Here is a 15,518-nt window from a genome sequence, read left to right as displayed (position 1 = left end):
ATGAATACATTACTATCTATAAAAACAAGAAACGCAGTATTGCTAAAAATGGCGACGCTTTTAGAACGCGAACGTCAAGCCATTATTGATATTAATAAAACAGATTTAGAGGCTTATAGCGGCGATGATATTTCAATGTTTGATCGCTTAAAAGTAGACAACTCTAAAGTTGATGAAATGATTAAATCTGTAACGCATTTAGCCTCTCAAGACGATCCTGTAGGCGTAGAGCGTTTTAGCTTTAAACATGAAAATGGTATGCAAATTTATAACAAAACAGCATCGTTTGGTACAGTAATGATTATTTACGAGTCTAGGCCAGATGTTACTGTTGAAGCAGCCGGAATTGCATTTAAATCGGGCAATAAAATTTTACTAAAGGGTGGTAAAGAATCGTTACGCTCTAATTTAAAAATTGTTGAGTTGTGGCACGAAGCTTTAAAAGAATTTGGTGCTTCTACCGATTGGGTTGAGTATTTAAAATTTAACAGAACAGAAACGCAAGTCTTTTTAGAAAAACCAACACAAAAAGTAGATTTAATTGTGCCTCGTGGTGGCGAACGTTTAATTGCATTTGTAAAACAACACGCAACCTGTCCAGTAATTATTAGCGGACGTGGAAACAATTTTGTGTATGTTCATAAAGATGCTGATGTCGATGTTGCCTTGGATGTAATTATGAACGGGAAATCTAAAATATCGGCCTGCAATGCGGTTGATAAGGTGTTGGTTGACAAAAACCTTCCTAATAAAGAGGCGTTTATAAAACTATTAATTTCAAGATTAAAAGCGTCTAAGATTTCTATTTTAGGAGATTCTAATACGTGTCATTTTGATGATGTTTCAGCTTTTAAGTCTGAAGATATTTGGTACGAAGAGTTTTTAGATTATAAAATTGTTGTTGGAGAAATTGGTTCGAATGAAGAAACAATCGCCATGATAAATAAGTATTCTGGCGGGCATTCTTCATCAATAATTACAAGTAATAACGATGCCGCAAAATTATTTATGGAAAATGTAGATACCGCAGCAGTATATCACAACGCATCAACCCGATTTACAGATGGTGGGCAATTAGGTTTAGGGGGCGAATTAGCTATTAGTACAGATAAATTACACCAACGCGGGCCAATAGGTTTACAGCATTTGGTAACAAATAAATGGTATGTTCACGGAAGCGGACAAATAAGATAAACATGCAAAAAAAGAAACGCATATTACTTAAATTAGGTTCTAATACGCTAACCAAAGAAACCAATAATATTTCTAGAGGTAAAATTGAGGATATAGCAAACCAAATTGCAAAACTTAAAGATACGCACGAGTTTATTATTGTAAGTTCTGGTGCCATTGCAGTTGCAAAACAATTTGTAAAGCTAGAAAGTAAGCAAAAAGAAGTGTTTGTAAAACAAGCCTTAGCATCTATTGGGCAGCCGCATTTAATAAGAATTTATCAAGAAATTTTTAGAGAGTATGGCCTGTTAAGTTCTCAATGTTTATTATCGTATTCAGATTTCGAAAAAAAAGAAAGTAAAACCAATATTGTAAACACAATAAATGTTTTAGTTAATAATAATTATATCCCTATTATTAATGAAAATGATACGGTTGCTACCGATGAGATTAAGTTTGGCGATAACGATAAATTAGGAGCCCTAACCGCATCGCTTTTAAATGTCGATTTGTTTATAATAGCAACCAATACCAATGGAATTTACACCAAAAATTCCATTGAAAATAAATCGCCTAAAACAATTGAAACGGTCAAAAATTTAGAAACCTTAGAAAAACAGGTTGTAAATTCAAAATCAACGCATGGTAGCGGAGGTATGAAATCTAAAATTGAAGCTGCATCTGTAGCAAAAAAGGCAAACATAGAAACATGGATTGTAAACGGTTTAGAAGATAATTTTATAGTAAATGCTATGGAGAATAAGGTGCCGTTTACCAAAATAAGATAAATTAAATGAAGAATTATACATCCATAAACGATATAGATAATATAAACCATTGGATTGAAGAAGCTAAACAATTAAAGGCAAATCCGCTTGAATATAAAACACTAGGAAAAAATAAAACCTTAGGTTTATTATTTTTTAATTCTAGCTTACGTACACGATTAAGTACACAAAAAGCAGCATTAAATTTAGGAATGGATCCTATTGTGATGAATGTTTCTGGCGATGCTTGGGGTATTGAGTTTGGTGACGGGACAGTTATGAACGGAACTACTGCCGAGCATATAAAAGAAGCTGCAGCTGTTGTATCTCAATACTGTAATATTATTGCAGTTAGGGCATTCCCTACATTAACAGATAAAGAAAAGGATAATAGCGAACAGGTGTTAAATGCATTTAAAAAATATGCTTCTGTGCCTATAGTAAATATGGAAAGTGCAACTGGGCATCCGCTACAAGGATTAACAGATGCAATTACAATTTCAGAACATGCTAAAGTTAAAAAACCTAAAGTGGTTTTAAGCTGGGCACCGCATATTAAAGCGTTGCCGCATGCTGTTGCCAATAGTTTTGTTCAAGCCATGCAAAAAATGAATGTCGAGTTTGTAATTACAAATCCAGAAGGATATAATTTAAACCCTGAAATTACGGGCAATACTCCAATTTATAACAACCAAGAAGAAGCGTTTAAAGATGCCGATTTTGTATATACAAAAAACTGGAGTTCTTATGAAGATTATGGGAAAGTAAATAATACAGATCCTAATTGGATGATAACAAAAGCTAAAATTGGTAAGGCAAAGTTTATGCATTGTTTACCAGTTAGAAGAAACGTAGTGGTTGAAGATGAGGTTTTAGATTCAGACAGTTCTTTAGTTATTAAACAGGCTAATAATAGAACTTATGCCGCGCAATTGGTACTTAAAAAAATATTAGAAAACTTATAATTGGGTTTAGTTTATAGCTATTGGCAGTTTATTGCTAAAAGCTAAAAAAAGCTAAGGTTTAACAGTTAAAAAATGGAAAAACTATCCGTAGTAAAAATAGGAGGTAATATCATTGAAGATGACACGTCATTAAATACATTTCTAAAATTATTTTCTAATTTAGAAGGGAAAAAAATTTTGGTACATGGCGGAGGTAAACGCGCCACTTACATGGCATCAAAATTAGGTATACAATCTCAAATGGTAAATGGCAGGCGTATTACAGATGCCCAAACCTTAGAGGTTATAACCATGGTTTACGGTGGCTTGGTAAATAAAAATGTAGTAGCAAAATTGCAAGCTAATAAAACCAATGCTATTGGGTTAACAGGCGCAGATATTAACGCCATTAAATCGGATAAAAGACCAGTAAAAGATATAGATTTTGGGTTTGTAGGCGATGTAAAAGAGGTAGGTTATAACTCGATAAATAAACTAATACAAGCCAATTTTACACCTGTTTTTTGTGCCATAACACACGATGGAAATGGGCAGTTATTAAACACCAATGCAGATACCATTACCTCGCAAGTTGCAGTTGCAATGAGCCATCTATACGACACCTCTATTTATTATTGTTTTGAGCTTAACGGCGTTTTAAAAGATATAAACGATAAAAATTCTGTTGTAAAACATATAGATTCTAAAATTTATCAAGAGTTGTTAACTCAAGGTATTATTGCAGATGGTATGCTTCCTAAACTAGAAAATTGTTTTGATGCGCTTCGCGGAGGCGTTAGTAATATAAATATGGGTAACACGTCAATGTTAACAAAAGAAAATGATAATTTCACTAAAATTACATTGTAAATTATGGAGCTAGAAAAATTAACTTCAAATGCTATTACGCTTTTAAAAACACTTATAGAAACACAATCTTTTTCTTCCGAAGAAGATAGAACAGCTACGCATATTGAAAATTGGTTTAAAACTCATAATATCGATTTTAAACGTACCAAAAATAACGTTTGGGCAATTAATAAATATTTTGATGAAAGTAAACCAACACTTTTATTAAACTCGCATCACGATACGGTAAAACCTAATTCGGCTTACACTAAAAATCCATTAAACGCTCATATTGAAGATGGTAAATTATACGGCTTAGGTAGTAATGATGCTGGCGGCTGTTTAGTATCTTTAATAGCTACGTTTACCCATTATTATAATCATGAAAATTTAAAATATAATTTAGTAATTGTTGCTTCAGCAGAAGAAGAGAGTAGCGGGCCTAATGGGCTAAATAGTATGTTGCCTATAATTCCAAAAGTAGATGTAGCCATTGTAGGCGAACCAACTTTAATGAATTTGGCAATTGCCGAAAAAGGCTTAGTTGTTTTTGATGCGGTAATAGAAGGCACACCAAGTCATGCGGCACATCCAAATAATAATAATTCTATCTATAATACTATTGAAGCATTGCAATGGTTTAAAGATGTAAAGTTCGATAAAAGTACTGAAGCTTTAGGCGATGTAAAGCTAACTGTAACCCAAATTAATGCAGGAAAACAGCACAATGTAGTACCGGCACACGTAGATTTGGTAATAGATGTTCGAGTAAACGATGCATATAGTAATGCCGAAATTGCAGAGTATTTACAAAAAAACGCACCTGTTACAAGAATAACACCTCGTAGTTTGCGGTTAAACTCATCATCTATTCCTGTAGAGCATGATTTAGTTAAGGCAGGAATGGCAATGGGACGAAACACTTATGGATCGCCAACACTATCAGACCAAGCGGTACTCTCTTGCCCAAGTTTAAAATTAGGGCCAGGAGATAGTACACGTTCGCATTCGGCAAACGAATTTATTTATGTAAATGAAATTGAAGAAGGTATACAAATTTATGTAGAACTGTTAAAGCGAGTAATCGTTTAAGTAACAAAAACCAAAAAAACAGTAGGTAAACAAATAAACATTTTAAGAAATGAAACTCTGGGACAAAGGCATATCAATCGATAAAAAAATAGAACAATTTACTGTAGGAAACGATAGAGAAATTGATATTCATATAGCAAAGTACGATGTAATAGCATCTAAGGCACATGCAAAAATGCTTCAAAAAATTGGCATTATTTCGGTTGAAGAATTAGTGGATTTGTTAAGCGGGTTAAAAGTTTTAGAAGAGCAAATTGAAAACGGCACTTTTATTATTGATGAGCAGTTTGAAGATGTGCACTCTAAAATAGAATTTGAATTAACAAAAAGCCTTGGCGACGTTGGAAAAAAAATACACACAGCAAGATCAAGAAACGATCAAGTTTTAGTGGCCTGCCACTTATATTACAAAGAAAATTTAGGCTTAATAAAAACTAAAACTAAAACGCTTTTTAATACGCTTTTAGGGTTGGCTAATACCTATAAAGATAGTGTGTTGCCAGGATATACACATTTGCAAGTGGCAATGCCATCATCTTTCGGGTTATGGTTTTCTGCCTATGCCGAATTAATGATTGACGACGTGTTTTTAATAAATGCTGCCATTAAAACTGTAGATCAAAATCCGTTGGGATCGGCGGCTGGCTACGGTAGTTCGTTTCCTATAGATAGAGAGTTAACAACTAAAGAAATGGGTTTTTCTACTTTAAAGTACAACGTTGTGGCAGCACAAATGGGACGTGGAAAAAATGAGCGTACTATTGCTGCAGCTTTAGGAAGTTTGGCAAACACGTTATCGCGTTTTGCTATGGATACATGTTTATATATGAGCCAGAATTTTAATTTTATTTCTTTTCCAGATGAGTTAACTACAGGAAGCAGTATTATGCCGCATAAAAAAAACCCTGATGTTTTTGAGTTAATTAGAGGTAAATGTAATAAAATACAAGCCTTACAAACTGAAATGATTTTAATAACTAATAATTTGCCAAGTGGTTACCACAGAGATTTCCAGTTATTAAAAGAAAACATGATAGCAGCTTTTGAAGAACTTAAAAATATTTTAGATATTTTTAATTACTCCATACAGCAAATAATTGTGAAAGATATTGATATTCATGACGATAAGTATAAGTATTTATTTACTGTTGATAATATTAATACTTTAGTGGTTGAAGGGCAAAGTTTTAGAGAGGCTTACCAGAAAATAGGTGGTCAGGTTCAAGATGGTACTTATGTTCCAGATACCTCGAAACACCATACACACGTTGGGAGTATACATAACTTAAGCTTAGATAAAATTCGAGCTAAGTTTCCTGAATAGTGGTTTTATAAAACTTGATTTTGTAAAAATTTTCAGCTACCTTCGTTTAACGTCGGATATAAAACATTAAAACGTTTTCATATCCACGAAGCATTGCCTGCCATTAAAAATTGAGGACTGAACGAATTATAAGACATAAAAGACTAATTGGACTTTTCTGCTAGTGATATAAATAATGGATTATAACTGCTTTGAAACATGATATCAAATTAATAGAACAGGTATAGAGTGTGGGTTACAAGAACAAAACAATAATAATTAAATGTAAAGATAAGTCGTATATTCTTTATCAATATTTTAATAATGAACAAGACAAATTACTTAGTGTTTTTTGCAGTGTGGCTACTATTTAGCTGTAAAGCACAAGAAAAACATCCAAATGTACTTTTTATAGCTATCGATGATTTAAGGACAGAGCTAGGTTGCTATGGTGCTCCACAGGTTAAGTCACCAAATATAGATCAATTAGCCAAAGAAGGTATCGTATTTAAACGTGCCTATTGTAATGTCCCAGTTTGTGGTGCCTCAAGAGCCAGTTTGCTAACTGGTATTTTGCCTACCAAAACTCGTTTTATCGATTATTTGGCGAAAGCCGAAAAAGAAGTCCCTAACGCGAAGACTTTACCTGGAGTTTTTCGGGATGCTGGTTATACTTGTATTTCTAATGGAAAAGTGTTTCATCATAACAAAGATACTAAAGACAAAAGTTGGAGTAACTCTCCTTGGATGCCCAATATGTCGCATAGGGTTAGTTTCGACCCTGCTTCTAGCAAAGTAATCAAGAAATCAGGGAATGGTCGTATTTACGAAGCGCCCGAAATTCCCGATAGTGTATATCCCGATTTTAAGATTGCACAAAAAACTATTAATGACTTGCGTCGTTTTAAAGAATCCCAAGAACCTTTCTTTATGGCTTGTGGTTTTTTTCGTCCTCACATGCCTTTTTATGCGCCAAAAAAATATTGGGATTTATACGATAGGGATTCTATTGACCTAGCCGATAATCGTTACCGTCCCAAGAATGCTCCTAAGTTGTTAAGAGGAAGTGGAGAATTTAAAACCTACGACTGGGGTGAATATACCCCGGGAACCGATGAATTCCATAAGATGATGCGCCATGGCTATTATGCATGTGTAAGCTATGTAGATCAATTGGTTGGTGATGTGATTAGTGAACTTGAAACGCTGGGGCTAGCCGAGAATACCATTGTGGTGCTTTGGGGCGACCATGGTTGGCATTTGGGCGAGCACGAATTTTGGGGAAAACATAATACGATGCACAATGCACTTCAAATACCGTTGCTGGTAAAGGTGCCAGGTAAAGTAAGGGGCAAACAAACGCAAGCCTTAATTGAAAGTGTCGATATATATCCAACGCTTTGTGATTTGGCCGACTTGTCCCCGCCCGATTATGTGATGGGGGAAAGTTTTGCATCCGTACTTGATAATCCCAATGAAACAACTAAGGAGGCAGTTTATGCACGTTTTAAAGTGGCTGACGCTGTTATTACGCAGAAATTCAATTATTCATTGTACGAAAACGGTGAAGAGATGCTGTACAATCTCGAAATTGATCCGGGAGAAAACACAAACCTTGCTTCAGACCCGGATTATACCGAAAAGCTCAAAGAATTACGAAGCACCCTAGACAAGAAGATGAATCTTGCAAATAGTTACAAATAATAAATAATGCAATAATGAAGAACCTATTTAAAACAAGCATATTATTATTCCTTTTGTTGTTGATGAGTTGCTGTGTACGTAGTCCAGAAAAACAAGCAACAAAACCCAATATCATTTTTTATTTAGCCGACGACCAGGATGTATATGATTATGGTTGTTATGGTAATGAAAAGATAAACACGCCTGCTGTTGATCGCCTGTCGCGTGAAGGTATGACATTTGAGAACGCCTTTACGGCTCAGTCTATCTGTGCCCCTAGCCGTTCGCAACTTTACACAGGTAGTTATCCTTGTAAAAATGGATGTTTCCTCAATCATTTTAGAACAAAACCCGATATTAAATCTGTTACTACTTATTTGGGAGATTTAGGTTATGAGGTGATCCTTGCAGGCAAAAGTCATGTGCAACCCGCATCGGTGTACGAATGGGATAAAGAGTGGCATTCGATAAAAGGCCGAGGCCCGCGTAAAGATATTCCATTTGATAGCATTCAAGCTTATTTCAAGAATAGCGAGAAGCCATTTTGTATGTTTATTACTTCGTATTATCCTCACGCAGAATATTTTGACGTGCCTGCTAAACCAGCCGATAGTTTGCAATTTTATCCGTTTAACGAGGATAAGATAAACGATCCTGTTGCACTTAAGAGAATGAGTGGCTATTACAGAAGTGTGGAAGAAGACAATATTCACTTGGCAAAGGTGCTTCAGTATGTCGACGAGGAGTTGGATGACAACACCTTATTTATTTATAGTGCCGATCATGGGGTGTCGGGCAAATTTACGGTATACGACCGTGGATTGAATGTACCTTTTGTTGCACGTTGGCCAAAAGTGATAAAGCCGGGTACTCGTAGTAAAGCTTTGGTACATTACACAGATGTAGTCCCTACTTTTATTGAAATGGCAGGTGGAGAAGCAATTTCCGATATGGATGGAAAGAGTATTTTCCCTGTGTTAAAAGATAAAAATGCTGAAATACATGAGTATGTTTATGGTGTACAGACCAATCAAGGGATTCTTGCCGCATCTGTATTTCCTGCACGCATGATCCGTAGTAACCGGTATAAATACATTCGTAATTTTAACGCAGTAGAAGTATCCGAACAAAATATGGGCGATAATGAGTATGTAAATGCCTTTATTACCATAGGAGCCAATAAGTACAAAAGTAAACCTTACGAGGAGTTGTACGATATTATTAACGACCCTTTTGAGCAGAACAATTTAGCACAAGATGAAGCCCATCTTTCCATAAAACAAGAACTGGCTTCTGAATTAAAAAAATGGATGAAGGAACAAGGCGATATATTAACTGGCGAACCTGGATATATGCCACTTATTTGGACAAAAAAATTTCTTTTAGATCAGCCAAGGAAAAATTTGCCCGTTCCCGACCGCCTTCAAAATACACTTAAAAAAGAAGATTACCTGATATTGGATTACTAATTATTAATAAGTAAGTACTACTTATGCCTTACGGCTATTCAGCCTTTTTTACTAGCAATATATCAACAGAATGTTTATTTCGATCTATCGTGTTGGCAACGTTAATGTTTAAAAGAGAGTCTTCGTAAGAATTTGAAAGATCATACATTCTTGTTAACAACCACAACGCTCAAAGAAAATACTTAAGGATAATAAAAACCGATTATCTGGGCAAATTAATAACAGCAGGCAACATTTTGTATAAGTAATGGCAGGTAATGTGGTAAATATCAAGGTTTGTAACCCGCTCAAACTGCATGCGGTTTGACAGGAATCTACCACGCAATCTGCCACTACTCATACAATTTACCGTTAAACGAACCTCAATTTCTGCGTTAGGGATAGCAGTGTAAAGCCCAGAGCCCGACGAAGGAGGTGCGAGGACTTGTAACGAATAGCCCGACCCTTTTAGGGTAACGCCCAAAATATAAAATTTATACATTAAAAAAGCGCATTAGTTAGATGCGCTTTTAAGGACTTATCCTGAATGAAATTTTTGGTGACTAACTCAAATAATTAAATGATTGTGGATTGCCCTAAATGTATATTTGTAAAGTTTAGATTGGTTTCGTCTGGATTTTGTATAAAATCTTCTATAAAATCGCCTACTTTAGTAGTGCTTATATTATCGTATTTATTGTTTAAATCTGGTGTTGTAATGTGTAGTTTTAACGATTTGTCTACGCCTTCTCTTACTAAAGCAGCTTCTTCGTAAAGCCCAAAATGGTCTAGTAGCATGGCTGCCGATAAAATTGAGGCTATAGGGTTTGCTATGCCTTTGTTTGCGGCTTTGGTATATGCACCATGAATGGGCTCGAACATGGCATGTTTATCGCCTATTGATGCCGATGCTAATAAGCCTATAGAGCCTACAATTACGCTGGCTTCTTCAGATAGGATGTCGCCAAACATATTTTCGGTTAAAATAACATCAAATTGCCTTGGGTTGATAATAAGTTCCATAGCGGCATTATCAACATACATGTATTTAACTTTTACATTTGGGTATTGTGGCGCAATTTCTTTTACAATGCGTCTCCATAAACGAGAGCTTTCTAATACGTTAGCTTTATCAACTAAAGTTAATTTGTGTTTTCTAGATTGTGCGGCTTTAAAGGCTAGATGTGCAATGCGTTCTATTTCAAAACGTTGGTATTTACAAACGTCTGAGGCGGTATTGCCATCGTCACTTAGATGGCGATCGCCAAAATAAATGCCGCCTGTTAGTTCGCGGTAAATAAGAATATTGGTGTCCTTTATTTGTTTTACTTTAAGTGAGGATTTGCTTAATAAATCTTCGTAAGCTATTACGGGTCTTATGTTTGAGTATAAACCTAATTCTTTGCGCAAACCTAAAAGCCCTTGTTCTGGGCGAATTTTAGCGTCTGGATTATCATCATATTTAGTATTACCAATGGCACCAAATAAAACAGCATCTGCTTTTTTGCAAATGTTAATGGTTTCTTCGGGTAAAGGGCTTCCAGTTTTATCTATAGCACTAGCGCCTACTAGTGCATTTTGAAATGTAAATATGTGGTTAAACTCCATAGCAACAACTTTCAATACCTTAACGGCTTGAGCTATAACTTCTGGACCTATACCATCGCCGGGTAATACAGCTATATTTAGTTTCATATTTTTTTCAATTAAGCAGAAGTAATTTCGTTATATACTTTGCTGTTTTCTATTATTTTATGGATATCGTTATCGTCAACTTCTTTTTTCTTATCGGCAAAATCTAAGAAATTAGTATAGATTTCATCTAGTTGAAGTTTTGTTAATTCGTATCCTACATTTTTTGCTCTGTAAGCTAAGGCAGCTCTTCCGCTTCTTGCCGTTAAAACAATGGCAGATTCTGTAACGCCTACAGCTTTGGGGTCTATAATTTCGTAAGTTTCTCGGTTTTTTATTACACCATCTTGATGTATTCCAGAGCTGTGTGCAAATGCATTAGCGCCTACAATAGCTTTGTTGGGTTGCGTGTATATTCCCATACTGTCTGATACTAATTGGCTAATACCATATAGCATTTCGGTTTGAATGCCTGTATCTAAATTTAGGTAAGGGTGTTGTTTTAAAATCATTACCACTTCTTCTAAAGCTGTATTTCCTGCGCGTTCTCCAATACCATTAATAGTACACTCTATTTGGCGAGCACCGTTTATAACACCTTCAATAGAGTTTGCAGTAGCCAATCCTAAATCGTTATGGCAATGACAAGACAAAATAGCTTTATCAATACCTTTTACGTTTTCTTTTAAGTATTTTATTTTGGCTCCATATTCGCTTGGTAAACAATATCCAGTTGTATCTGGAATGTTTAATACGGTTGCACCTGCTTTAATTACAGCTTCGCAAACTCTTGCTAAATATTCGTTATCTGTTCTGCCAGCATCTTCGGCATAAAACTCTACATCTTCAACAAAAGATTTGGCATAACTAACCGCTTTAACGGCACGCTCAATTATATCTTCTTGTGTAGACTTAAATTTAAATTTTATATGAGATTCAGAGGTTCCAATACCTGTATGTATTCTTGGTTTTTTAGCATATTTTAAAGCCTCTCCAGCTACTTTTATATCGTTTTCTACAGAGCGTGTTAAACCACAAACGGTAGCGTGTTTTACTAATTTTGAAATGGCTTCAACTGATTTGAAGTCACCAGGGCTAGATACCGGAAAACCAGCTTCAATAATGTCTACTCCCAATAAATCAAGTTGCTCGGCAATAATTAATTTTTGGTCAGTATTCAATTTGCAGCCAGGGACTTGTTCGCCATCTCTTAGCGTTGTATCAAAAATTTGGACTTTATTATCAGACATTTATTAAAATATATTTTCGTATTGTTATACGAATTTATATTTTGCTTTTCTAAATGCAGAACTTTATACGTAAATATTACGATGTTTAACTGTGTGTAAAACGAGTTAAATAATTGAAAATCAGTTTTATAATACTGTTTTTATGACTATAACAAAAGAGCAAAAAGATAATTTATTTGTGTTAATAAAATCGTTGTCTAAATCGGAAAAAAGACAATTTAAGCTTTATGTGGGCAGATTGGGGGTTAATGAAGACTCGAAATTCTTAATGCTTTTCAATATCCTTGATAAGCTTTCTGTGTATGATGAAGCTGTAATTTTAAAAAAAGGAATTGTTAAAAAACAGCAGTTATCAAATTTAAAAGCGCATTTATATAAACAAATTTTAATTAGCTTACGGTTAAATCCATCACACCAAGATATCCGTATTCAAATTAGAGAACAGTTAGATTTTGCTACCATTTTATACCATAAAGGGCTTTATAAACAAAGCTTAAAAATTTTAGATAAAGCTAAAAACTTAGCCATATCTAACGAAGAAAAAAATGCAGCTTACGAAATTGTTGAGTTAGAAAAAGTTATAGAGTCTCAGTACATTACTAGAAGTATAAGTAGTCGTGCAGACGAGCTTACTATTCAAGCTAAATCGCTTAGTTTGCAAAATGTTTTGGCTAGTAAACTCTCTAATTTATCGTTGCAGTTATATGGTTTGTTTTTAAAAATGGGTTACATAAAAAATGATGAAGACTACCAAATAATAACAAAATATTTTAACGATAGATTACCTAAATATAATATTAATAAGCTTGGTTTTAGAGAAAAACTTTGGCTTTATAAATCGTATTTATGGTATAGCTTTTTAACGGTCGATTTTTTGGCGTGTTATAAATACGCATCAAAGTGGGTAGATTTATTTTATGATAATAAAGATATGATTGCTTTAAACCCGGTGTTTTTTTTAAAGGGTAACCATTATTTACTAGAGTCGTTATATTATTTAAGACAGTACGAGAAATTTAAGTTTTCATTATCAAAACTTGAAAATTTAACTAAAGAAAAATGGTTTCCAACGGATGATAATATTGATGGTTTGGCCTTCTTGTACATATATAATAATAAGTTTAATTTACATTTTATAGAAGGTAGTTTTCAAGAAGGGCTTCCGCTTATTGATGAGGTTTTAGATAGATTAGAAGATTACAAAAACAGAATTGACGAGCATCATATTATGGTGTTTTACTATAAAATTGCAAGCATGTATTTTGGTGCTGCCGATAATAAAAAATGTATTTATTATTTAGAAAAAATAATAAGTAATAAATCATTACAAATGCGCGAAGACTTACTATGTTTTTCTAGAATTTTAAACTTAGTGGCGCACTACGAAGCTGGGTTAGATTATAATTTAGATACTTTAATTAAAAGCACCTATAAGTTTTTAATTAAAATGGAAGACTTATACGAAGTGCAAAAAGAATTTATTAAATTTTTACGTGGTTTAGGCGATATTTATCCGCATGAGGTAAAGGGCGAATTTATTAAACTACATAAAAAATTAAAAGAGTTTGAAAACGACCCATATCAAAGCCGTTCGTTTTTGTATTTAGATATTATTTCTTGGTTAGAGTCTAAAATTGAAAGCCAAACTATAGGCGATATTATTAGAAATAAGTTTAAGCAATTAAAACAATAAATTTAAGTTTTGCCTGCTAGTACTTGTATTAATTATGGCGGGTTAGCTTAAGGTGCAGCTTTTTTTAAAAAGAAAACTTAATGTAAAAAATATTCATAAAAATTTGGATATTAATTTTTCTCATTCAATATTTGCACTCACAAAAGTTCAACACACGTATTGAAATGTTATCAAGAAAGGCGGAGGGATTAGACCCGTTGAAGCCTTAGCAACCCTTTAAACTTATTAAAGAAGGTGCTAAATTCTACTTAAACCCAATTCATTTATTGGTGTTTGGATAGATAACCACAATTAAATTACTTTAAGGTAATTTTTTATAATCTCTTTTTAACATTTTTCTATTAAGTAAGCTAAAGTTTAGCATAACTAACTTTTGTATTAATTTATTAATTCAAAAAAAACTAGAAAAATGAGCGATCAAAAATTAGCAACAAACGCATTACACGCAGGGCACGACGTAAAAACAAACGCAGGTACTAGAGCGGTGCCTATTTACCAAACCACATCGTATGTTTTTAACGATTCGGATCATGCTGCAAACCTATTTTCGTTACAAGAATTAGGATTTATTTACACCCGTTTAAATAACCCAACTAACCAAATTTTACAAGAGCGTTTAGCTGCTGTAGAGGGAGGTATTGGAGCCGTAGTTTTTGCTTCGGGTACAGCGGCTATTGCAACAGGGTTGTTAACCTTATTAAAAGCTGGCGATCATATTGTAGCATCAAGCAGTTTATATGGAGGTACATATAATTTATTAAACGTAACTTTACCAAGGTTGGGTATTACAACGACATTTGTTGATGCTTCAAACCCAGATAACTTTGCTAATGCTGTTCAAGATAATACCAGAGCATTTTTTGTAGAGTCTTTAGGAAACCCAAAATTAGATGTTTTAGATTTAGAAGCTATTGCAGAACACTCTAAAGCAGCCGAGGTGCCTTTTATTGTAGATAATACAGTTGCTACACCAGCTTTATTAAACCCAATAAAACATGGAGCAAATATTGTTATACACTCGTTAACTAAATATATTGGCGGGCAAGGTACATCGTTAGGTGGAGCTATAATTGATGCAGGAACATTTAACTGGGCAAATGGTAAATTTCCAGAGTTTACAGAGCCATCGGCTGGTTATCATGGTTTAAAATATCATGAAACTTTAGGTGCTGCATCGTATACGTATAAATTAATTCTTGAAGGATTAAGAGATTTTGGTGGCGCTATAAGCCCAACCAATGCTTTTAACATTATTCAAGGCTTAGAAACATTGCCTGTTAGAATTAAGCAACATAGCGAAAATGCTTTAGAATTAGCAAAATGGTTAGAAGCACAAGATGAAATTGCTTGGGTAAATTATCCTGGTTTAAAAAGTAGTAAATATAACGATTTAGCTAATAAATATTTACCAAAAGGCCAAAGTGGTATTGTTACCTTTGGGCATAAAGGCGGTTTTGAAGCAGCAAAGAAAATTGCTGATAATACAAAGCTATTTTCTTTATTAGCAAATATTGGAGATACTAAATCTTTAATTATTCACCCTGCAAGTACAACACACCAGCAATTGGATGAGGCCGAACAAGCATCAGCCGGAGTTGGGGCAGATTTAATACGTTTGTCTGTTGGTATTGAAGATATAGACGATTTAAAAGCCGATTTATTAGAAGCCTTTAAAACAATTTAA

The 15,518-nt window shown here is 34.2% G+C and carries 12 protein-coding genes and 1 riboswitch; of the genes, 10 read left to right on the top strand and 2 right to left on the bottom strand.

The features are described 5' to 3' along the window. The 8 genes from ACNG5D_RS13915 to ACNG5D_RS13880 all read left to right on the top strand — a co-directional run bounded on the left by ACNG5D_RS13915 (position 1) and on the right by ACNG5D_RS13880 (position 9,280). A complete protein-coding gene (locus tag ACNG5D_RS13915; protein WP_418184136.1) occupies positions 1 to 1,194 on the top strand; it encodes a glutamate-5-semialdehyde dehydrogenase in 1,194 nt (397 codons plus the stop codon). Between the two features lie 2 nt (positions 1,195 to 1,196). Then, positions 1,197 to 1,961 (top strand): glutamate 5-kinase, encoded by a 765-nt coding sequence (gene proB, locus ACNG5D_RS13910; protein ID WP_418184135.1) that lies wholly within the window; start codon positions 1,197 to 1,199, stop codon positions 1,959 to 1,961. Positions 1,962 to 1,966: 5 nt separating this feature from the next. Then, positions 1,967 to 2,905, top strand: coding sequence for an N-acetylornithine carbamoyltransferase (locus ACNG5D_RS13905; RefSeq protein ID WP_418184134.1), 939 nt, complete (start codon positions 1,967 to 1,969; stop codon positions 2,903 to 2,905). Between the two features lie 72 nt (positions 2,906 to 2,977). After that, positions 2,978 to 3,754: an acetylglutamate kinase gene (gene argB / locus ACNG5D_RS13900; protein ID WP_418184133.1), complete on the top strand. Its 777-nt coding sequence runs from the start codon at positions 2,978 to 2,980 to the stop codon at positions 3,752 to 3,754. A 3-nt stretch (positions 3,755 to 3,757) separates the two neighbouring features. Beyond that, positions 3,758 to 4,825, top strand: coding sequence for a M20 family metallo-hydrolase (locus ACNG5D_RS13895; protein ID WP_418184132.1), 1,068 nt, complete (start codon positions 3,758 to 3,760; stop codon positions 4,823 to 4,825). Positions 4,826 to 4,874: 49 nt separating this feature from the next. Then, entirely contained in the window at positions 4,875 to 6,149 is a 1,275-nt protein-coding gene (gene argH, locus ACNG5D_RS13890; RefSeq protein WP_418184131.1) for an argininosuccinate lyase, read from the top strand. A 303-nt stretch (positions 6,150 to 6,452) separates the two neighbouring features. Further along, positions 6,453 to 7,832 (top strand): sulfatase, encoded by a 1,380-nt coding sequence (locus ACNG5D_RS13885; RefSeq protein ID WP_418184130.1) that lies wholly within the window; start codon positions 6,453 to 6,455, stop codon positions 7,830 to 7,832. 14 nt (positions 7,833 to 7,846) lie between these two features. Continuing rightward, positions 7,847 to 9,280, top strand: coding sequence for a sulfatase family protein (locus tag ACNG5D_RS13880; protein ID WP_418184129.1), 1,434 nt, complete (start codon positions 7,847 to 7,849; stop codon positions 9,278 to 9,280). A gap of 555 nt (positions 9,281 to 9,835) precedes the next feature. Here ACNG5D_RS13880 and leuB read toward each other — a convergent pair. Continuing rightward, positions 9,836 to 10,954, bottom strand: coding sequence for a 3-isopropylmalate dehydrogenase (leuB, locus tag ACNG5D_RS13875; protein ID WP_418184128.1), 1,119 nt, complete (start codon positions 10,952 to 10,954; stop codon positions 9,836 to 9,838). An 11-nt stretch (positions 10,955 to 10,965) separates the two neighbouring features. Continuing rightward, positions 10,966 to 12,141: a 2-isopropylmalate synthase gene (locus ACNG5D_RS13870; protein WP_418184127.1), complete on the bottom strand. Its 1,176-nt coding sequence runs from the start codon at positions 12,139 to 12,141 to the stop codon at positions 10,966 to 10,968. Positions 12,142 to 12,283: 142 nt separating this feature from the next. Here ACNG5D_RS13870 and ACNG5D_RS13865 point away from each other — a divergent pair, with 142 nt between their 5' ends. Together ACNG5D_RS13865 and ACNG5D_RS13860 are read left to right on the top strand one after the other, a co-directional pair. Next, the gene (locus tag ACNG5D_RS13865) at positions 12,284 to 13,834 is read left to right on the top strand and encodes a hypothetical protein (protein ID WP_418184126.1); all 1,551 of its coding nucleotides are present in this window, start codon (positions 12,284 to 12,286) and stop codon (positions 13,832 to 13,834) included. 164 nt (positions 13,835 to 13,998) lie between these two features. Continuing rightward, a riboswitch (SAM riboswitch) is annotated at positions 13,999 to 14,122 on the top strand. Positions 14,123 to 14,243: 121 nt separating this feature from the next. Next, positions 14,244 to 15,518: an O-acetylhomoserine aminocarboxypropyltransferase/cysteine synthase family protein gene (locus ACNG5D_RS13860; RefSeq protein ID WP_418184125.1), complete on the top strand. Its 1,275-nt coding sequence runs from the start codon at positions 14,244 to 14,246 to the stop codon at positions 15,516 to 15,518.

This window comes from Algibacter ulvanivorans, from assembly GCF_048381495.1.
Classification (GTDB): Bacteria; Bacteroidota; Bacteroidia; order Flavobacteriales; family Flavobacteriaceae; genus Algibacter_B; species Algibacter_B ulvanivorans.
Note: the sequence above shows the minus strand (reverse complement) of the source record. Positions and strands in the feature narration are given on the sequence as shown.